The 21,194-nt window shown below is 37.6% G+C and carries 16 protein-coding genes and 1 other annotated feature; of the genes, 9 read left to right on the top strand and 7 right to left on the bottom strand.

The window, feature by feature from the left end; genetic code table 11:
- Positions 1-156: 156 nt before the first annotated feature.
- From P9Q65_RS06410 to P9Q65_RS06395, 4 genes are read left to right on the top strand one after another with little or no spacing between them, the layout of a single operon-like run.
- Positions 157-423, top strand: a complete 267-nt coding sequence (locus P9Q65_RS06410; RefSeq protein ID WP_304508541.1) for a hypothetical protein — start codon at positions 157-159, stop codon at positions 421-423.
- A gap of 14 nt (positions 424-437) precedes the next feature.
- Complete coding sequence (locus P9Q65_RS06405; RefSeq protein ID WP_304508540.1) at positions 438-2,207, top strand: S8 family peptidase; 1,770 nt, start codon at positions 438-440, stop codon at positions 2,205-2,207.
- Positions 2,192-3,931, top strand: a complete 1,740-nt coding sequence (locus P9Q65_RS06400) for a S8 family peptidase (RefSeq protein WP_304508539.1) — start codon at positions 2,192-2,194, stop codon at positions 3,929-3,931. The genes P9Q65_RS06405 and P9Q65_RS06400 overlap by 16 nt, the downstream gene beginning before the upstream one ends.
- A 20-nt stretch (positions 3,932-3,951) precedes the next feature.
- Positions 3,952-5,193, top strand: a complete 1,242-nt coding sequence (locus P9Q65_RS06395) for a peptidoglycan-binding protein (protein WP_304508538.1) — start codon at positions 3,952-3,954, stop codon at positions 5,191-5,193.
- Between the two features lie 160 nt (positions 5,194-5,353).
- Here the strand turns inward: P9Q65_RS06395 and P9Q65_RS06390 are convergent, their stop codons facing one another.
- From P9Q65_RS06390 to P9Q65_RS06365, 6 genes are all read right to left on the bottom strand, one after another.
- Positions 5,354-7,087, bottom strand: coding sequence for a GGDEF domain-containing protein (locus P9Q65_RS06390; RefSeq protein WP_304508537.1), 1,734 nt, complete (start codon positions 7,085-7,087; stop codon positions 5,354-5,356).
- Between the two features lie 64 nt (positions 7,088-7,151).
- A complete protein-coding gene (locus P9Q65_RS06385; protein ID WP_304508536.1) occupies positions 7,152-8,792 on the bottom strand; it encodes a methyl-accepting chemotaxis protein in 1,641 nt (546 codons plus the stop codon).
- A 408-nt stretch (positions 8,793-9,200) separates the two neighbouring features.
- Positions 9,201-11,600 (bottom strand): phenylalanine--tRNA ligase subunit beta, encoded by a 2,400-nt coding sequence (gene pheT, locus P9Q65_RS06380; protein WP_304508535.1) that lies wholly within the window; start codon positions 11,598-11,600, stop codon positions 9,201-9,203.
- Positions 11,601-11,644: 44 nt separating this feature from the next.
- Entirely contained in the window at positions 11,645-12,664 is a 1,020-nt protein-coding gene (gene pheS / locus P9Q65_RS06375) for a phenylalanine--tRNA ligase subunit alpha (protein ID WP_304508534.1), read from the bottom strand.
- 52 nt (positions 12,665-12,716) lie between these two features.
- Positions 12,717-12,930: a binding site (T-box leader), on the bottom strand.
- A 132-nt stretch (positions 12,931-13,062) separates the two neighbouring features.
- Entirely contained in the window at positions 13,063-14,298 is a 1,236-nt protein-coding gene (locus P9Q65_RS06370) for a DUF2812 domain-containing protein (protein ID WP_304508533.1), read from the bottom strand.
- Positions 14,295-14,606, bottom strand: coding sequence for a PadR family transcriptional regulator (locus P9Q65_RS06365; RefSeq protein ID WP_304508532.1), 312 nt, complete (start codon positions 14,604-14,606; stop codon positions 14,295-14,297). Before P9Q65_RS06365 ends, P9Q65_RS06370 begins: the two co-directional genes overlap by 4 nt.
- 467 nt (positions 14,607-15,073) lie before the next feature.
- On the opposite strand from P9Q65_RS06365, the gene P9Q65_RS06360 reads away from it, so the two are divergent.
- From P9Q65_RS06360 to P9Q65_RS06345, 4 genes are all read left to right on the top strand, one after another.
- On the top strand, positions 15,074-16,705 hold the full coding sequence (locus P9Q65_RS06360) for a SpoIID/LytB domain-containing protein (protein ID WP_304508531.1): 1,632 nt from the start codon (positions 15,074-15,076) through the stop codon (positions 16,703-16,705).
- Between the two features lie 2 nt (positions 16,706-16,707).
- Complete coding sequence (locus tag P9Q65_RS06355; RefSeq protein WP_304508530.1) at positions 16,708-16,992, top strand: hypothetical protein; 285 nt, start codon at positions 16,708-16,710, stop codon at positions 16,990-16,992.
- 181 nt (positions 16,993-17,173) lie between these two features.
- On the top strand, positions 17,174-18,208 hold the full coding sequence (queA, locus tag P9Q65_RS06350) for a tRNA preQ1(34) S-adenosylmethionine ribosyltransferase-isomerase QueA (RefSeq protein WP_304508529.1): 1,035 nt from the start codon (positions 17,174-17,176) through the stop codon (positions 18,206-18,208).
- A 12-nt stretch (positions 18,209-18,220) separates the two neighbouring features.
- Positions 18,221-19,549 carry an AAA family ATPase gene (locus tag P9Q65_RS06345; RefSeq protein ID WP_304508528.1) on the top strand — a complete coding sequence of 443 codons (1,329 nt, stop codon included), beginning with the start codon at positions 18,221-18,223 and terminating at the stop codon, positions 19,547-19,549.
- Between the two features lie 254 nt (positions 19,550-19,803).
- Here P9Q65_RS06345 and P9Q65_RS06340 read toward each other — a convergent pair whose 3' ends face one another.
- The gene (locus tag P9Q65_RS06340; protein ID WP_304508527.1) at positions 19,804-20,694 is read right to left on the bottom strand and encodes a LysR family transcriptional regulator; all 891 of its coding nucleotides are present in this window, start codon (positions 20,692-20,694) and stop codon (positions 19,804-19,806) included.
- 184 nt (positions 20,695-20,878) lie between these two features.
- Here P9Q65_RS06340 and P9Q65_RS06335 point away from each other — a divergent pair, with 184 nt between their 5' ends.
- A complete protein-coding gene (locus P9Q65_RS06335; protein ID WP_304508526.1) occupies positions 20,879-21,022 on the top strand; it encodes a hypothetical protein in 144 nt (47 codons plus the stop codon).
- The last annotated feature ends 172 nt before the right edge of the window (positions 21,023-21,194 follow it).

Here is a 21,194-nt window from a genome sequence, read left to right as displayed (position 1 = left end):
TTTACCATATATTGCATAAAAACACTATTGTTTTGTTTTTGAGTAAATCTGAAGGGAAAGTTATGAACCCAAATGGAGTTTGTTCACCTTACATACAGGTATGTTAACAAGTTTTTCATAATATAATGTATGAATACAACAAAAGGAGTGACGATAATGCATTATAATTCTTGTCGACTTAGTGAAGCACAAAAGGCGGTATTAAAATATATACCCAAACACAACCATATCTTAACCGAAAAGGAAATTCCTTTATTAAAAAATCAGATAAATACAATCATATATTTGGTATTAAAAAATAACGAAGCATACTGGTTTTTCGTTAAGGAGTGCACTGAAAATCAATTAATTGGCTTTTCAAAACAACACCATACCTGGGTTCACACAGTCATTCAGCTTTCAAATATTAACACTTTTGGTTAAACGGGGGGTGCAAGATGCCTAAAAAAATAAACTTTTCTGCATATTCAAAACAAAACGAATTATTTGCTGCGGAAATTACAAATCAATACGAGTTTGCAGAGGTTTTAACCACACCCTCAAATGAAATAGAGGTAATTGTTAAATTTAACGGAGACATTGTAAAAGTTGCGGAGGAATTGGGTGCAGAAGCCGAAATTATATATTTGAATTACGCAATTATTACCATCGATAAAACAAAAATTGGTACTTTAAATTCCTACCCGGAGGTTGAACATATAGAACTGCCTAAAAAAGTATATTTTAATGGTCCCAATAACCTTATAAGTACTTGTGTAAGCTCTGTGCAGCGAGACAATGAATTTAATCTTACAGGAAAAGGGGTTATTGTTGCAATCATCGATTCTGGAATAGATTATTTGCATCCGGATTTTCAAAATGAGGATGGCACCAGTCGAATTCTTTTTATTTGGGATCAAACACAAACAGGGACACCTCCTGTGGGATTTTATAGTGGAGCAGAATATAATAATCAAGAAATTAATAACGCCATTTTAAATTCCGATCCCTATCTCATTGTTCAAAGCATTGATACCAGCGGTCATGGGACGGCAGTAGCCGGTATTGCAGCAGGAAACGGAAGAGCAAGTGGTGGCATAAATCGGGGAATCGCACCGGATGCAGACATTATCGCTGTTAAGGTAGGCTACAAGGGATATGAATCTTTTGCCAGGTCAACAGAATTAATGCGCGCCTTAAAATATGTGATAGATAAAGCAAGACGTTTTAATAAGCCCGTATCTATTAACATGAGCTTCGGTATGAATAACGGTTCCCATAAAGGAGATTCCTTATTTGAAACTTTTATTTCAGAAATTTCCACTAACTGGAAAACCTCAATTGTTATTCCAACAGGAAATGAAGGTTCTGCCGGACATCATTATCATGGTAAAGTTGAATCAAACGAAGTAGTGGAAATCGATTTTTTTGTTGGATCAGGGTTGGAAACTTCTTATCTATCTCTTTGGAAAAATTTTGTGGACAATTTTACAGTAGAATTGATATTCCCTGACGGAAATTCCACAGGTGTGATTGGTATCGAAAGCCAAACAAAGATAATTAGAAGACCCGGATTTACTGTAAACATTTTTTATGGTCAGCCCTCCCACTACTCGGTTTCACAAGAGATTTTTTTGGTTGCAAATGCCAATAAAGGGACTTTTTCCGAGGGAATATTCAAATTAAAAATTCGCTCACAAATAATCGTCGACGGAAACTTTGATATATGGCTTCCAACGCTGGAGGAAGTTGGTGACACTACATTTTTTTCGGATCCAACAATTTATAATACCATTACCATTCCTTGTACCGCTGCAAAGGTAATACGCGTTGCAGGTTATAATGATAGAGTAGGCAACATTGCCATTTTTTCTGGCAGAGGAAATTTGGACGTACAAACAATTATTCCTGATATTGCTGCCCCGGCAGTAGATATTCTAACAACAAAAAGCGGCGGAGGTTATGACACATTTACGGGAACCAGCGTTGCTGCACCTTTTGTTACAGGTGCCGCTGCTTTAATCATGCAATGGGGTATCATCCAAAAAAATGATCCATTTCTTTATGGAGAACGACTAAAAGCATTTTTAAGATTAGGAGCGGAAAGAAGAAAAGATATTATTTATCCAAATGCATCCTTTGGCTATGGCACCCTTTGTTTACAGGAAACAATGGATTATTTAGTCGAATACAGGCTGGGAGGAGATTATTTTTGGCTACAGTTATAAATGATATAAATGAATCCGATTTACCGCTGGATGAATTTGTAAAGCTACCAACAACCGTAGATTTTAACGTAATAAATACGGACCGATTTAAAATATTTGCGCGCGATAAACCATACCTAAAATTAGGAACAGAGCTTGCTAATGAATTGGTTGTGGTATATACAAACAAAGCAAATATCCCTCTATTATTTGATACCTTAGGAAATGATTTTAATGAGTTTTTTCCTAAAATAATGTCCCCACTCGACAGCAAAAGCAATGAAGACAGCGGTATTGCTCAAATCACAAATCAACCTTTTTTGCAACTTTCAGGAAGAAATGTAGTCATCGGCTTTGTTGACACTGGCATTGATTACACAAAAAGTGCATTTCGCTTTGAAGACGGTTCCTCAAAAATACTCTATATTTGGGATCAAACTATTGACGGAAATAGACCGGATTATCTTTATTTTGGCTCTGTTTATACACAAGAAGATATCAATCGTGCCTTAAATTCAGATGACCCCTATTCCATCGTTCCTACAATAGATGAGGATGGTCACGGAACCTTCATGGCCTCTGTTGCTGCCAGTAACGAGAAAGGCGAATATATAGGGGCAGCACCAAAAGCTTATATTATCGCTGTAAAACTGCGCCGTGCCCGTGAATATTATATTGATAAATTTCTTTTACCAAAGGATAATCCAAACCTTTATGAATCTACAGATTATCTCTTGGGAATGAAGTATATTATGGATCGTACGGAAGAAATGAATTTACCTATTGTAACATGTATTACCATGGGCTCTAACGGAAGTGGACACGATGGAAACACATTATTCGAGGACTATGTATCTTTTGCCGCTCAAAGAGCGGGCTATGTTTTTGTTAATGCGGGGGGAAACGAAAGCAATGCCAAACACCATTCCCAAGGAAAAATACTAAGAACAGGTACCACGGAAACTTTCAGTATTAAAGTTGGAAGACAAGGCGAATCCTTCACAGTATCTATTTACGGCCCTGCATATGATAAAATCTCCGCCAGTATTACATCTCCAACAGGAGAAGTGATTGCAAGGCTTCCTTTTAAAGTTGGCTTAAAATACAGTGAACAGCTGATTTTTGAAGAAACAACTGTATCTATTGAATATTATAAGGGTGTTAACAATGTTATTTTCCTTAGTTTTAAAAATGCAACGCAAGGGATCTGGGACGTAAGGCTTTTTGGAGACTCCGTTGTAAGCGGAGAATATTTTGTTTGGCTTCCTATCACCGGGCAAGTAAGCGAATTAGTTGAATTATTAAAACCCGTTCCGGAACATACAATTGTTTTTCCTGCTACTGCGCTAAGATGCATTTGTTGTGGTGCATATAACAGCAATGATAACAGCCTTTTCGTCTCTTCTTCATGGGGTCCAACCAGGTTGCCTCGTATGGCGCCGGATTTGGTTGCACCAGGCGTAAATGTAAAAGGCATTTATCCCTCAGGCTACGGAACCAAAACGGGAACGTCTGTTGCAGCTGCAATTACTGCTGGGGCAGCAGCGCTTTTGCTTGAATGGGGTATCGTAAAAAAGAACATCCCTTCTATGGACGGGGATTTGGTTCGAACCTTTTTAATCAGTGGATGTACCCGTGAAGAAAATATGGTATATCCCAATACAAAATGGGGATATGGAAAACTGGATTTATACGCTAGTTTCGCTGTAATAAAAGAATCTATTATCAATTATTATATTACATAAATTTCCTTAGGAGGTTGAATATGTCAAACGACAAAATTTTCTTGCGTTCGAATTACATGGGAGGAACAGGATTACTTAGAATAAGTACCTTCTTTACTAACATAGGTAAACCCGCGGAGGGCGCAACAGTAAGTGTTTTTGATCCCTATGATAATACGATTATTGAAGAAGCAAAAACAAATGCATGGGGCGAAGTTTCCCCGATCCCTTTAAATGCGCCCCCGCTTGAATACTCAATGGAATACGATATGCCTCGTCCTTTTAATGAATATAATGTAAAAGTAACTATGCCTGACTATAATGAGGTAAATATCAATAATGTTCAAATTTACCCATCTACTACTGCCGTACAAGAGGTTGCCCTTACCCCCAATTATCGGGATGTAAACATACCCTATCCGGTTTTATATGGTGACTATCCACCTAAGATACCAGAATCAGAAGTAAAAAAACTCCCCTTTCCAAGTAATCAAGTTGTACTGCCACAACCGGTAATACCAAGTATTATTGTAGTCCATGCCGGCGGACCAGATAATGCCTCAGCGCCTAACTATACAGTAGGTTTTAAGGATTATATTAAAAATGTGGCAAGCAGCGAAATATATGCTACATGGCCAAGGGAAACACTAAAAGCAAATATTCATGTTATTCTCTCTTTTACTTTAAACAGAGTATATACAGAATGGTATCGAGGAAAGGGGTATAACTTTACCATAACGAATTCTACAGCATTTGATCAGTCATTTTCCTTTGGAAGAAATATTTTCCAGGAAATTTCTGATGTTGTAGACGAAATTTTCACTTCCTTCATCGCAAAACCTGATATCAGACAGCCGTTATTTACCCAATATTGTGATGGTAAAAAAGTAATAAGGGAAGGTTGGCTTAGCCAATGGGGTTCAAAATACCTTGGGGATCAAGGCCAAGATGCTTTGCAAATTCTAAAAAATTACTATGGTAGCGATGTTTTCATAAAACAAGCAGAAAAAGTTGATGGAATTCCTATGTCTTTTCCTGGTACCACACTTAAAGTTGGTGATAGTGGAGATAGTGTAAGAACAATACAGGAACAGCTTAATGCAATTGCTAATAACTATCCTCTTATCCCTAAATTAATCGAGGACGGACTATACGGTCAACAAACAGCAGACTCTGTAAAAGTGTTCCAACAAATATTTAATTTAGATCAAACGGGCACAGTAAATTATCCCACGTGGTATAAAATTTCGGATGTTTATGTTGCCATACAAAAACTTGCTTAGTGTATTCTTATTTAATTCAATATTAATAAATAAAAAAAGTCCGGTTGCATTTGAAATTTCTTACCGAAATCTTAGCAATACGGACTTTTGTCTTTCCATAAAAACTATCTGTAAGTCATAGAATTATTTAGGACTTTTCATTCATATGGGGTATCACGAATTAAATTATCACAATGGAATTTCCAGATTCCATTTTAGCTATTTTTTTTGTATGTGCAATTACTTTAGATAATTCATCTAACGCTTCAAAGTTTTTATACTCATTCGTTACTACGGCAATTGAAATTGTGGCAAGGGGAAACGTGTCCGTGAAGCCATTACGATTTCTTGAAATAATAAAACCGTTTTCGGCATCTTCATTTGTATAGAGCAGTTTTGTCTTTAAAGTAAATAAGTCAATTATTTTTTTACAATAAGACTCTGTACAGTGTCTGTCAGAAATAATCACAAAATCATCACCACCTATATGCCCAACAAACTCAGTCCTTTCTGTACATTGCTTTAAAATATTACCAAGGATGGTTATCATTTGATCCCCCATGGTAAACCCGTAGGCGTCATTATATGGCTTAAAGTTGTCAATATCAATATAAATTAAAGAATACTGATTCTTTTCAACAATTTTAGTGGATATAAGCTTTTGAATTTCTGTGTTGCCAGGTAACCCTGTAAGAGGATTGGAGCATTTTGCTCGGTTCACTTGTATGTTTATTGTTGAAGTGAGCAAGTCTTTAATTGTAACGATACCATAATAGGAATTGTTATCCGTCACAGCGATTGCATCATAAACGCTTGAAAGCTCTCTGGACATTGCCAGTTCTGCTGCTTTTTCGATAGGCATTTTTTTATTAACAACTAAAAAATCATGACTGATTAATTTATTCGCTTTAATTCTTTTACTTAAGTCATATCCAAATTGACCACTAAATCTTTCAAAAATATAATTCCGTGTTAACATACCACATATGAAATGATTTGCATCTAAAACACAAACTTCAGTGATGTTTGCATCTTTTTTCATGGCACTGTAAATTCCAAAAACATTATCATTTTCCAAAATACAATGCTTTTTTTGAGCAAGAATTCCAATTTCCCCTAGTATCCCGTTTGAGTGTTTTGCAAGATTGGCTGTTTCAAGGAAAATTTGATTTTCCTTAGAAATATCAATGAAATTTTTTTCCGGTTTTGCTAAGAAATAACCTTGTCCATAATCAATGCTTAAGTCTATTAAGGTATTTAACTCCGCTTCCGTTTCGATTCCCTCTGCTATTGTCTTTATTCCAGAATCTTTGCAAAATTTAACAATGGCGGCAACTGCAGATTTTTTCACTGTATCTGTATTAATATTGCGAATCAGCTGCATATCTATTTTAATAAAATTCGGCGAAAAAGCACAGACTCGATTCATTCCTGAGTATCCCGATCCAAAATCATCAATTGCAATTTTAAAATGCTGAGACTGATAGTGTGTTAAGGCAGCGGTGAAGGTATCCATGTGATTAATAGCACTTCGCTCGGTTATTTCAAAAACAATATCATCAGGACATAATCCATATTGCTTAAGCTTTCCCCTGGTAAACCCTTGAAAAATATTGGGATCATGAATAATATTAGGGTCCACATTGATAAATAATTTTGTATTACATGGTTTGCACGCTGCATTCTCAACGGCTTTGGCTCTGCATAATTGCTCCAGCTCCCATAATTTATATTGTTGAGCTGCTATTTTAAAGAGGTCTTCAATAGATAATTCACATTGGGGGATTGTGATTCTGCTTAGCGCTTCATATCCAAGAATACTACCGCTTTCCAGCGAAATAATGGGCTGATAAACTGTACTAATGGCTCCTGTTTTTAAAATCGTAACAAAATCCCTCACTCTGTCAGCTTCCATGTGCCCTTCCCCCTTCTTCATGTTTCCCATACAAGCGTTATTAAAAAAGGAATTGCTTATCAAATTAAACCAGTTTTTTATTACCATCAATATCTACCTCATGACGAATGAACTGCATCATTTGTTGTTTTAATATATTCACTTGCTGATAGCTATCTTCACTGCCATAAGCAAATTGCTTTGCCGTTTCTGTATTCATTCCTGCGATCTGCCTGATTTTTTCAGCTTCAATGAAAATATTTCCAATGTCTTCTTGTTCCTTTTTTACTATTTTCGAAATTTGCGTAATCATTTCTGTAATATCCCCGGTTTTCTTCACAACCACATCCAAAGAATCAGCTGTATGAGAAACGGTATTTGCACATGTATTCGTTAATTGCAAGGAGCGGTCTATTAATTCCGCAGTTTCTTTCGCCGCCTCAGCTACTTTTTGTGCTAAGGCTCTCACTTCCCCTGCTACAACAGAAAAGCCTCTTCCTGCCGCACCGGCACGCGCTGCCTCAATGGCAGCATTTAATGCCAATATATCCGTTTGAAATGCAATTTCATCTACTGTGTGAATAATTTTTTTAATTTTTGATGTATGATCTGCCACATCCAAAATTGCACCGGTTGTTTCTGTCATATGCTGTCTTGTAACACCTACTTGTTCGCTCATCTGAAGGGTGGAGTGATTTATCTTCTCTATTTGTTCTGCATTATGTTTAGAATTATTTGAAATAAAGCCAAGCGTATGGGAAAGCTGTGTAATAGACTCATCCTGTTTTACAGCATGGTCAGAAAGATTTTCTGCACCTACTAAAACATCCTTAACATGACCCTCCACTTTCTGTGTTGCAACATCCACATTGTTTAAAGCATAATTAATATAGGACTGCATATTTTCGGCAGCAACCAAAAGACTTTGGTAATCCCCTGCGTAATATTCTCGATATAAAGTTTGATGAGTCAAATTTCCTTTTGCCATTTCCCCCAGCATCGTTCCTACGTCCATAATAAGCGTCTGCAAAGTAATTGCCATTTGCTCACAGGCAAAAATTACATCATCCAATTCGTCTCCTGCCGGATGACGTTCTCCTAAAATACTTAAATTTCCTTTTTCAATACGATCAGCGATATGAATTATTTTGTGCGTTGCCTTACGGATTGTTTTTTCCAACATTCCAGCTGTGAAAAGTAAACCTGCACCTAATGCCCCCATGGCAAAAAGGAGCACTACCGTCATGTGATGCCGTTGTTGTACCGTTTCCTGCAAGGCAGTTGTTGCAGCATTTTCCGCTTTTATTGACACCGTATCCAAAATAGAATATAAGCTGCTCACACGCTCTTTGTACTCACCGTGAATTGCATCTAATGCTTTTGTGGTTTGTCCTGCAAAAATATAGGACATAACTTTCATTTCCTGCGCCAAATATTTATTTAACGTTACATTTAAATCTCCCATTAACTGTTCATCAGAAAAGCTTTTTTTCAATACGTTTATATCTGAAACCGTTTTTTGAACTGACACTTCAACTATTTGATTGCTTTCTTTATAATCGCTGCTAAAAACAGCAGATAGAATTGCATGGTCTATAGAAGCAACATCATTGCGAATCTGCATTTCTTGAATACTGTTTTTATATTCAATATCATAAAAGGATTGCATTCTTCCTTCCGCGGACTGTAATCCTCCAAGGGCGATTACAATCATTAAAATATTCATTATGATTGCGATGCTGCAAACAAGGTGTAATTTTTGACTGATTTTTAATTTTCCCTTCAAGTTAAAAGTTTTTATAGAACGAAAATTAGGCAGAATGATGGGTATTTTTTTGAATTGGGATAGGGGTTTCCATTTTAACCAGGTGCTAAAACTAAATTTTTTCTTTAATCTGAAAATTTTTGTGAGTGCAAGGTTTGGTTTTTTTCCTATTAATTTTTTCATTTTTTTCTCCATAATATAATGTTATATTTTTCCTTAACTTCATAATAAATTATATCAGGCAAATTTTTGTAGAACTATCAAACCCTAGTAAAGTGTATGTTATATGTTTGTTAAAATACAAAGCTACAATATGCACAAAAAAAGCCTCGTTACCAAAATAACGAGGCCATAGTCATGCTTTTAGAATTATTTATCTCTTAATTGTGCATTTATTTCTGTTGCCAGACCATTCAAAATTGCTTGCATCGCTTCTGCAATATCCGTATCTGCAAGAGTTTTATCCGGACTGCGGAAGAAAATAGAATATGCAACAGACTTATATCCAGCTTCAATCTGTGCACCTTTGTAAACGTCAAACAATTCAGCGCTCTCCAGATATTTTCCGCCGTTTTTCTTGATGATATCACTGATTTCCTTTACTGTAATATCTTCTTTTACAAGCATTGCAATATCTCTTGTCATACCTGGGAATTTGGGCAAAGGTTTATAAGTTACATCTCTGTTTGTATAGGAAATTATTTTTTCAACATCCAAAACTGCCATATAAGCCTTTGTGCCAATTTCATAATTCTTGGCAACTACGGGATGCAATTCCCCTAAGTAGCCAATATTATCCCCATTGACCTTAACGCTTGCTGTTCTGCCGGGGTGCATCCATGCAATTTCTGTTTCGGGCAAAAATTCCACTATACTGCTCATTCCCAAAACATCGAACAAATGCTCTACAATTCCCTTTAAATCAAAGAAATCCATATTGCCATACATCCCCACGGTCAATGTAGGAATTTCATGGGGCAACTCTGTCAAAGGCAATGCCTTTGGCAAATACACTCTAGCAACTTCAAATAAACCTGCCTGCTCATTACGTCTATTGTAATTTGTAGCCAATGAGGTCAGAATGCCGTTGAAAGAAACAGTACGCATGATGCTGTAGTCTTCTCCCAATGGATTGGAAATTGTTACGTTTTCTCTCAGTTTGCTATCACTAGGGATAAGCAGTTTGTCAAAAACCTTAGGACTTTCAAAGCTGTATGTCATTGCTTCGCAAAGGCCATCGGAAATCATTGTCTCTTTTACTAAAGAAGTAATAGTTTGTTCATAGGTTTTCTTTCCAACCGTTGGTGTACCTGATGCCAGCGTATCGGGGATTTTGTCATATCCATAAAAACGGGCTACTTCTTCGGCCAAATCTGCCTGTGCTTCCAAATCAGGACGATACGTTGGGACAATAACCGTATGCTTTGCAGGATCAACAATTAAGCCTAAGCGTTCAAACGTTATCTGCATTTCCTTTTCGGAAATTTCTGTTCCTAGGAACTTATTAATCCATTCAGGAGAATAGGAGAGCTCCCAAGGCTCACGTTTGTTAGGGTAACAGTCAACCATACCGGGAACAACCTCGCCAATACCGAGCATTTCAACAAGCTGAACCGCACGGTTTACGGCATCCAATGCCATGTTTGGATCTAAGCCTTTTTCATATTTGCTGGATGCATCCGTACGTAAGCCCACATTTTTTGCGGTAATACGCACATTAGGGCCGTTGAAGTTTGCGGACTCAAATAGAATCGCTTCTGCATCTTCACTAATCATAGAGTTTTCGCCACCCATAACCCCTGCAATGGCAACTGCCTTTTCAGGGTCCGCGATAACCAGCATGGATTCATTCAGTGTTCTCTCCACACCATCTAAAGTAACAATTTTTTCCCCTGCATTTGCATTTCTAACAATGATTTTTCTATCCGCAATACAGTCGATATTAAATGCGTGCATAGGCTGACCCATTTCCAGCATCACGTAGTTTGTAATATCCACGATATTGTTGATGGGGCGAACGCCTGCCGCTCTTAATCTTTTGCGCATCCAACGAGGAGATGGCTCGATTTTTACGTTTTTCACTGCTCTGGCAATATATCTGGGGCAAAGCTCAGGGTTTTTGATTTCAACAGAAATCATATCCTCGGTTTTACCTGCACCTTCTTCCTTAACTGTGATTTCGGGATATCTAAATTCACCCTTATAGGTCGCGGCAGTTTCTCTTGCCAGGCCTAAGATGCTAAAGCAATCAGGACGATTAGAAGTGATTTCAAACTCTACAACAACATCCTTAATATCCAAAAGTTCAACAACATCTTTGCCTAATTCCACTGCTTCCGGAAAAATATAAATTCCATATTCCGGTGCTTCGGGAAAATCATGGCGGTCACAACCCAACTCCTCTATGGAGCAAAGCATACCTTCGGATTCTACACCGCGCAGCATACCAGTTTTAATTTCTTTGCCACCAGTAATGACAGAACCATCTAAAGCAACAGGCACATAGTCCCCTACTTTTATATTTGGTGCACCGGTTACGATGGTCAAATCTTTTCCTTGACCGGCATCTATGGTACAGATTTGCAATTTATCTGCATCGGGATGCTTTGCAATGGCCTTGATATAGCCGGTTACAACATTTTTAATTTCCCCTGCTAATGTTGTATAACCTTCTACTTTAGAGCCGCTCATCGTAATATCTTCCACATATTCTTTAATGCCTACGTTTACATCTGCATATTCTTTTAACCAGGACATCGGTAAATCCATGATCTTAACTCTCCTTTCTAAATAAAAGCTTCTTTTGGCATCCCTTAGAACTGTTTTAAAAATTTCATATCATTTTCAAACAGTAAACGCATATCCGTGATTCCATAACGCTGCATGGCAACACGCTCCAAACCCATACCAAAAGCGAAACCACTATATTCATCGGGGTCAATCCCGCTCATCTTTAACACTTTGGGATGAACCATACCACAGCCCAAAAGTTCAATATATCCCTCGCCTTTGCATACACGGCAACCTTCACCACCGCAAGCAAAACAAGTTACGTCCATTTCTGCACTGGGTTCTGTGAATGGGAAATGATGGGGACGGAAACGAACCTTTGTGTCTTCCCCAAACAATTCCTTTGCAAATACCGCCAAAGCACCTTTCAAGTCCCCCATGGTAATATTCTTATCAATTACAAGGCCCTCCAACTGATGGAATACAGGAGAATGGGTTGCATCTACCTCATCAGAACGGTAAACAGTCCCCGGGGAAATCATACGAATGGGCATTTTACCCTTTTCCATGGTACGAACCTGAATGGGGGACGTTTGTGTTCTCAAAAGAATACCATTACCAATATAGAAGGTATCCTGTTCGTCTCTGGCCGGATGGTTGGGAGGGATATTTAATGCCTCAAAATTATAATATTCCTGCTCAACCTCAGGGCCTTCCACAACCTCATAACCCATCCCCATGAAGATATCACAGATTTCATCAATTACAATACTCATAGGATGCTTATGTCCTTCAGCCTGAGATTTCCCTGGCATGGTTACATCTATTTTTTCTTTTTCCAAGCGATGGGCTATTTCTGCCGCTTCCAAGCGTTTTTTCGCCTCATCCAGTTTATTTTCAATATCCTGTCTTACCTCATTTGCCAGCTGACCAATGATGGGACGTTCTTCTGCGGAAAGTTTACCCATTTCTTTCAAAATGGCGGTTAATTCCCCTTTCTTTCCCAGATATTTCACTTTCATTTCATCAATATCCTTCATTTCTGTTGCTTCAAAGAAAGCAGCGATTGCCTTATCATGGATTAATTTCAGCTTCTCCTTCATAGCGTTTCTCCTCTCAATTACTTTTGCCATAAAAAAAATAGCCCTCATCCGACAAAGGGACGAAGACTTCCGTGGTACCACCCAAATTCCTGCAAACACAGGCACTCTAATGCGTAACGAGCATGAATCGGATTTTCCTACTATTGTTCAGAAAACCAGCTCCGGTGGGAACTTCTACAAACTCCTGTGCCAAAAGCGCTTTCAGCCGATGACGCTTTTTCTCTGCTGCCAGTTATTTGTATACTTTTCACCTTCATAGCTATTTATTCTTTCTATATCAAAATTATTTTATCACAACAAAAAAGAAAGTCAAGGTAAAAAACAAATTTCATAAAAATCACATGGTGAAGTGAAAAAAAAGGAAACAAAAGTTCATTTGCTTCCCAATTTTGTATATGTTATGCTTTTTCAAAATCAATTATTGCTTTATAAATCTGATCTATTGCCGTTTCAAGATCTTTTTGACCATGATATTGGATAAAAACGACTTTTTCACCTATTCTTGCAAAGAGCATTTGGGAACCGTCTGCTAAAACCAGCGTTGCCTCATCAAATTCCACTTGGGTTAGTTCATGATATTGAATTTTCTCATAGTGGTTTCTGTGTAATTTATTATCTAGCAACTCTTTATAAAGAACTTTAGCAAGAAACTGAAACCGCATACGATAATATTCCGTTTCTAAGAAAGGCTCATAGGTTTCTGTTTGATCTGTGCTTTCTTTCCCCTCAATCTTTCCTTGATCCCCTATATAATAAACATCTGGCGCCAATTCGGACCAATGATAGGAAATATAGCTTATATCTTCTCTTGCAAATTTCGTAGCAAGATTACTGTCATATTCAACAGAAAAATCACTACTATCTTTGACAGAAAAATCAGGGCTGGTTTCTAAAGCCTTAATGGAAATCGTAGGGAGCTTCCCAGCATAGGCCGATAAGTTTTTTTCCCAATAGGTATTTGAACTATATCGGGGTATGGCTACCATGAAAAGAATAAATATCCAAGGTATGGCTAATACAAAATATTCACAAAATGAAGGACTATAGCTTCCATTATGAATAACTTTTATCCCCGATTCTAGCTGTTCCTTCAACTTTTTCATTTTTCTATAATCCCATAAAGTCTTAATAATACCAAAAAAGTATAAGGGGAAGAGTATCAAATTTGAAACGCTAGAAATATATTTAACATTAAAATAAACAAGATAATAATGAAAAGATGAATATAAAAGGAACCCTCCGAAAATTAAATAGCCCACTATAGATATCCCGAAATTAAACTGCAATTTCTTATTCAAATGTGCAAAGGTCTCCCCTTGGATAAACGGGTCTGTATGAATTTCTGTTGCATTGTCCCTCGTTGATTGATATAGGTAAAAGAAACCCGTCTTACAAATATATTTCCATCCCTGTTCTTCATAATATAGAAGCATTTCTTGCTCTGGTTCCTCATACTCGTTCTTAACAGGCTCTAATCGATATTGCGTTTTTTCCGAAGAACCTTTTTCAAAAGTAACAAGATTGCCTCTTATTTTTTTTACAAAGAACCCTTTCGAAGCCATATGGCTAAAATATGCTTCTACTTTGGTAATTTCATATATACTTATAGGCATCAGCCTAATTGTGAACCTCATAAGTCCCCCTCCTCACTATCTAAAATGCAGGTTTTTAGCCTCAAAAGTTCATCTTCATACATTTGGACTCCCCTTTCCGTAATGCGATAAATTCGCTTTCTTCCCTCAACCGCTGTTTCTTCGATAATCTTCTCTTCTTCAAACCGTGCCAAAATGGTATAGAGTGTTCCAGGTCCAATTTTCACCCTACCCTTTGTTTTATCTTCAATATATTGCGTGACATCCATCCCGCACATTTCTTCTTTGGAAAAAGCCATTAAAATGTAGTACATGCTTTCTGTTAAACCCTCAAACGCTTTCTTTGCCAAATAATCACCTCGCTAATATCGATAAATGATATTGTCTATGGATATTGTATTATCGTTTGTCGATATTGTCAAGTATTCTGCTCTAGAAAATCACCTTACTGCTTTTCTTTTAAACTTATCCCATTCACAGCTTTTGAATTCTTTTATATAAATCTTATACAAAAAGGAAAGTTCATTAGGTTGTTTCTATACAAGTGAAATATAAAACTCTTATTTAATACTAACAATTAGGAAATTAATTTATCCATAAACATTTTTGTAAAATAATACGGAAGGTCATATTCTTCCATGATTTGTAACCGGAAGTAATTAAACTGGAAACAATATTTTTGCACAAAAAAGTTTGTAATACAATTGTAATAAAAAATACTTTTTTTTGCTTAAATACTCTATCGAAAACAGTAGATTTTTGGTATACTTAATAGGCAGTTGAATCTGAGAAACTGATGGCAATCAGGAGGATTATTATGAATAGAAAAATGAAAAAGATAATTATAACAGCGTTGACTTTGGGCTTAACGTTTTCCGCTATGACACAGTCAACCTTCGCATATGAAGTACCGGAAGTAGTGCGAATCGGATTGGAAAGTATATGTAAAAATAAAACTTCGGTAACATTGGGCGGAGATGAACTACTCATTGGAACAGAAAAAAATGGTGATTTTCATAAAGATGGGGATATCTCTTCCAGCTCAGGTTTCACTGTTGTGCTATGCGCAGGAGAATACATTGCAATTGATGAAGAAATGAATCAAGAGGATGCCTCGGATTTGGCAAGCGACTTGAGTCACTTGGGCTTTGATTCGTTTTCTACTTATTTAGGTGATGACGAATGGACAGTATATATCGCCGACAGCTCTGTTTCAGAAGTTGAATCAGAAAGCCGATATAGTGCATCCAGAGTGAGAGATTTTATAGGAATAGAATTGAAGGGCAGCAAGGAATCCCTATTATTTCCCAAGGAAGCGGAAGCCGTATTTATGGGAACAGAAACGAATGATACCTTTGTTATAAGCGGAAAAAATTATAGAGGAATGCTTACCTTTGCCATTAACGGTGTTGTCATGACAGCAGTAAACATTGTAGACTTGGAGGACTATTTATATGGTGTTGTCCCTTCTGAAATGCCCCAGTCCTATGAAATGGAAGCTTTAAAGGCACAAGCCATTGCTGCAAGAACTTATGCTATGACTATGCTTAACACCCATATTAGTTTGGGCTATCAACTTTGTGATACCACAAATTGCCAGGTTTATAAAGGCTATAGTGGAGAAGCTTCAAGAACCTCCCAAGCTGTTGAAGCAACTTCAGGAGAAGTAGCTTGCTATAACGGAAAACCCATAGAGGCATATTTTTCCGCATCTACAGGCGGCTATACGGAAAACAGTGAAAATGTTTGGCTTTATGAATTGCCTTATTTAAGAGCCGTTCCTGAAATCGCAGAAGATGGAGATAACACTTGGACTGCTACCCTAACCCTTGATGAACTGGATGATTTATTATCTGCTAAAGGAGAGCACATTGGCAGTGCAGAAGATATTGTAATTACCAAGCTTTCTACAGGTGGTCGCATACAGGAAATGCAGATTATAGGCTCAAAAAGCACAAAAACATTAACCAAGGAAAACATACGAACCTATTTTTCTGCGGCTCCTTGCGGGAGCTTACCGGGAAAAATGTTTACCATTAATGGTAAGGGTGGCGAAATCGGTGTCTATAACGGCAATGTTGACAATAGTGGAAATAGTAAGCAAACTTCCGCAGTAATGGAAGGAACCCTTTCGGCAGCCGCCGCAAAATATGGAATTGTTGCAAGAACAGAAGGAACTTTAGCATCCCTCAATGGCAAAAATATTTCTATTTCCGGAGAAACGAGTGCAACTACTTCAACTGTTAATTCAGGTACATCCTCAAATTATGAGGTGTATTCAGTAAATATCAGCACAGTGGACAGAAGCGGGAATTTTGAATTCGAAGGAGTTGGCAGAGGTCATGGCGTCGGCTTAAGCCAAAAAGGTGCACAATCCATGGCAAAATTAGGTTATACATACGAAGAAATCTTGAAATACTACTATACTGGTATTACAATTGAGGGATGAGTATGAATTTACGAAATTTTTTATTGTTGCAGCGTGGTTTCGCCGATCACTACGAAAATAAAGTTTATTTTGCCGATAGAGGTCTTTATGAACCTCCACAAGGTGATGAATTTTGGTTGTTTTTGGATGAAGGCTTGCGATGCGGTGGTACTGCAAGAAAAATCCCTTGTGATAAAACACATATTAAAGAAGTTCTTCTGGGGTGTGGTAAACTTGAATTATGGCAAGAGGTTTTAAGGAATATTCAAAAATGGGAAAAAGAAAGTTTTACTGAACAAAAGCAATAAGATGTTTTATAAGAGGTTGCAGAAACCCAGCGTTGATGGAATAAATAAATTCACCTTACAAAAACAGATAAGTTTTATTGCTTTGTCAATAAACTTATCTGTTCATTTCTTTGTAAAAGTTTTAAAAATTCATAAAGAATAAAAACATCAGCAAAAATTAAATTGAATTAAGGAGTTTAACATGAAAACAAGTGATTTTTATTTTGATTTACCGGAAGAATTGATTGCACAAGAACCCTTGGCAGATCGAGCATCCTCCAGATTATTGGTTGTGGAGAAGGAAACGGGAAAGTGGCACCATAAACACTTTCGTGATATTAAAGAATATTTGCGAGCTGGAGACTGTCTGGTAATCAACGATACCCGTGTTTTACCCGCCCGCTTATATGGTGAACGTGTTGGTACCGGTGCCGGAATGGAAATTCTTCTTTTAATCCGAAAGGATATGGATACATGGGAGGTTTTAGTACGCCCCGGAAAAAAAGCAAAGCCCGGTGATAAAATTTCTTTTGGCAATGGCAAATTGGTTGCCGAAATTTTGGAAGTGATTGAAGGTGGTAATCGTATCATACGTTTTTCCTATGAAGGCGTTTTCGAATCAATTCTGGATGAACTGGGAGAAATGCCCCTTCCCCCATATATTACCCATCATTTGGAAGATAAGGAACGTTATCAAACAGTTTACGCAAAGCATGAGGGCTCTGCTGCGGCACCCACTGCAGGGCTTCATTTTACTCCAGAGCTTTTAAAAGAAATCGAAGAAATGGGTGTTAAAATTGCTCATGTTACGCTTCATGTTGGCTTAGGTACCTTTCGCCCGGTAAAAGCGGAGAATATTTTAGAACATGAAATGCACTCCGAATATTATGTGGTAGAACAAGATCAAGCTAATTTAATTAATGAAGCAAAAAAAAATGGGGGGCGTATTTTTTCTGTAGGAACAACAAGCACAAGAACCCTGGAATCTGTTGCAGATGAAAATGGAATGATTCAGGCAAAAAGCGGATGGACACAAATTTTTATTTACCCTGGCTATCAGTTTAAAGCGGTGGATTGTTTGATTACAAATTTCCATTTACCCGAATCCACTTTAATTATGTTGGTTTCCGCTTTAGTCGGAAAAGATTTGACCATGGCAGCCTATGCCGAGGCAGTAAAAGAACAATATCGTTTCTTTTCCTTTGGAGACGCATGTTTATTTTTAACGAAACCATAAGGTGGTGAAAAGATGGATCTTTTTGAATATAATAGAAGCCTTAGGGGTAATGTAGACTCTCCCCTAGCCGCTCGTATGAGGCCAAAAACCTTAGAGGAATTTGTTGGTCAAGAGCACATTGTAGGAAAAGACAAATTGTTATATCGTGCCATAAAGGGTGATCGAATCAGTTCCGTTATCTTTTACGGCCCTCCCGGCACAGGGAAAACAACCCTTGCAAAAATAGTTGCCAATACAACGAAAAGCGAGTTTCGCCAAATCAATGCAACCACCGCAGGCATCAAAGATATTAAGGATGTTGTTTCCGATGCAAAAGATCGACAGGGAATGTATGGTACCAAAACAATATTATTTATTGATGAAATCCACCGTTTTAATAAAACGCAGCAAGATGCTCTTCTACCCCACGTTGAAGATGGTACCATTATTTTAATTGGAGCAACCACGGAAAATCCTTATTTTGAAGTAAATAAGGCTTTGGTTTCACGTTCCGTTATTTTTCAGTTAAATCCTCTGGAACAAAAAGATATTGAAAAACTCTTAATTTGGGCAATGGAGGACATTGAGCGAGGAATGGGAGCTTATCAAGGGGAAATTGATGATGATGCTTTGGCATTTCTTGCTGATACTGCAAATGGTGATGCAAGAACGGCTTTGAACGCCTTAGAACTTGCCATACTAACCACTGACAAAGGGAAAAATGGGAAAATTCATATTACTCTGTCTGTTGCTGAGGAATGTATTCAAAAACGGGCATTGAATTATGATAAAAACGGAGATAACCATTATGACACCATTTCCGCATTCATCAAAAGCATGCGTGGCTCCGATCCAGATGCAGCATTATATTATTTGGCGAAGATGATTTACGCCGGAGAAGATCCCAAATTTATCGCCCGCCGTGTAGTTATTTGCGCATCAGAAGATGTGGGAAACGCCGATCCCCATGCCCTTCAACTGGCTGTTGCTGCCATGCAGGCTGTTAACTTCGTCGGCTTACCGGAAGGACGCATTCCCCTAGCCCAAGCAGTGACTTATGTTGCTTGCGCACCCAAAAGCAATGCCGCTTATGTCGGAATAGATAAAGCTTTATCGGATGTAAAAAATACGCGAATTCGTACCGTTCCTCCTCATTTAAAAGATGCCCATAACGGTTCAAAGGAACTTGGAAACGGAATTGGCTATAAATATGCTCATGCCTACCCAAATCATTATGTGAAACAGCAATATCTCCCTGATGAATTGGAAGGGACTACTTATTATGAGCTTTCAGACAGCGGTGTGGAACGAAGGATGAAGGAACACATGAAACGATTAAAAGAAAACATAGAGCGCAAATAGTTTTGCTGGGGGTTTTATTGGCTTACGGCAAATACCGATAAATATTTATGACCTTGCACAAGTTGAAGTATATTTTCCCCGTATAACAAAACAAGAGCTTTCGCCGTTTTCGAAAAGGGAAAAATGAGATAACGAAATAATGTTTAGGCTAGAAAACACCTATTCAAGCACTTCTACACGAGATAGCGCAATCAACTTGGCAATTCATCATATAACAGAATGTACAGATACTTGTCAATAGCACACTGATAAAATCATACTTCGTTTGGTTTTACACAAAGATTAATAAAAGCTTGCATCAATGGACTAATCCATTTGTTTTTATGGTGACCACATACGGCAGAAATGTCTGTATTTTCCATGTCAATTGGTATTTCCACCAATTCACCTCGGTCGAGTTCTTCCTGCACCGCAAATTTAGGAAGGAAAGAAATCCCCACATTGTTCTTAACCAGATTCTTAATTGTGGGAATGCTCCATAACTCAATTGTATGGTCAATGATTATGGATTTTTCACGTAGATATTGTTCAAACATTTGTCTAAAAATACAATTTGTTTCATTGATAATAAAGGAAACGGATATACTTCTGTCTGGGGTAATAAAATCAGGCCAAGCATTCTTCATTTCCGGAGAAACTACTAACACCACAGGATATTCCCCCAACCTATAAGTGGTCAAATTGGAACCAAATCCTCCAACATCTTCGTAAAAGACACCCAAATCCAGTGTCCCGTTTAAAAGCTCATCTCGAATATCATAGCAGTTCATGGAACGGAGCAACAGCCGGGAGTTGGGAGCCTGCTGATGAAACGCTTTCAAAATATCCGGCATTTTATAGCATAGCTGCGTTTCGGCAATGCCGATACTTAACTCACCTTGGAATTGTGCCAAGTCATCTTCAAAGTATCGCATACGATCAATGGATGTTAATACATCATTCACATAAGGGATGAGCTGTACCCCCGCCTTGGTCAACACCATGCGACGACCAATCTTCTCAAATAGCTGGGAGGATAACTCCTGCTCCAACTGACCAATCTGAAAAGTAATTGTAGATTGTGTATAATTAAGCTTTTCTGCGGCTTTTGAAAAGCTGCCTTCCTCAACAATTGTTTTAAATGTGTTGAGATATTTCATATCCATGGCAATCGCCTCCAAACCATTCAAAAATTTTGAAATATAAATTCAAATTATTCGATTTTACTCAACTTGATTCTAGTGGTATGATAGCATAGAGATGATCGCAATGCAATACTGGAACCATGTTTATGAGCCATCTTGCAATGGCTCTTGCAGCGGCAATCATATCATTGGAGGTTACATAAATATGAATTTATCGATATTTTTTACTTACACATTGCTAACAGCCTATAAGCCCGGTTCAAACAACATTATGTCTATGACCAATGGCAGCAAGGAAGGTGAAGCGATTTTTTTTGCCGGTATCTGTATATGTGATTCGTTGCTGTGATGAGCCTCTGTACGGCTTTTTCTTCACTGCCTTATGGGCTTATGCCGATTTCACGCAATATAAACTAAAAATACTGTATGAACAATTCCCAAAGATATATTTGCATTGCTTGGTCAAAAAACCAAAATGATACATTGCTGATATTTAAATGAATTAAAGGTCAAAAAAATAT

Source organism: Anaerotignum sp., assembly GCF_030625865.1.
Taxonomy (GTDB): domain Bacteria; phylum Bacillota; class Clostridia; order Lachnospirales; family Anaerotignaceae; genus Chakrabartyella.
Note: the sequence above shows the minus strand (reverse complement) of the source record. Positions and strands in the feature narration are given on the sequence as shown.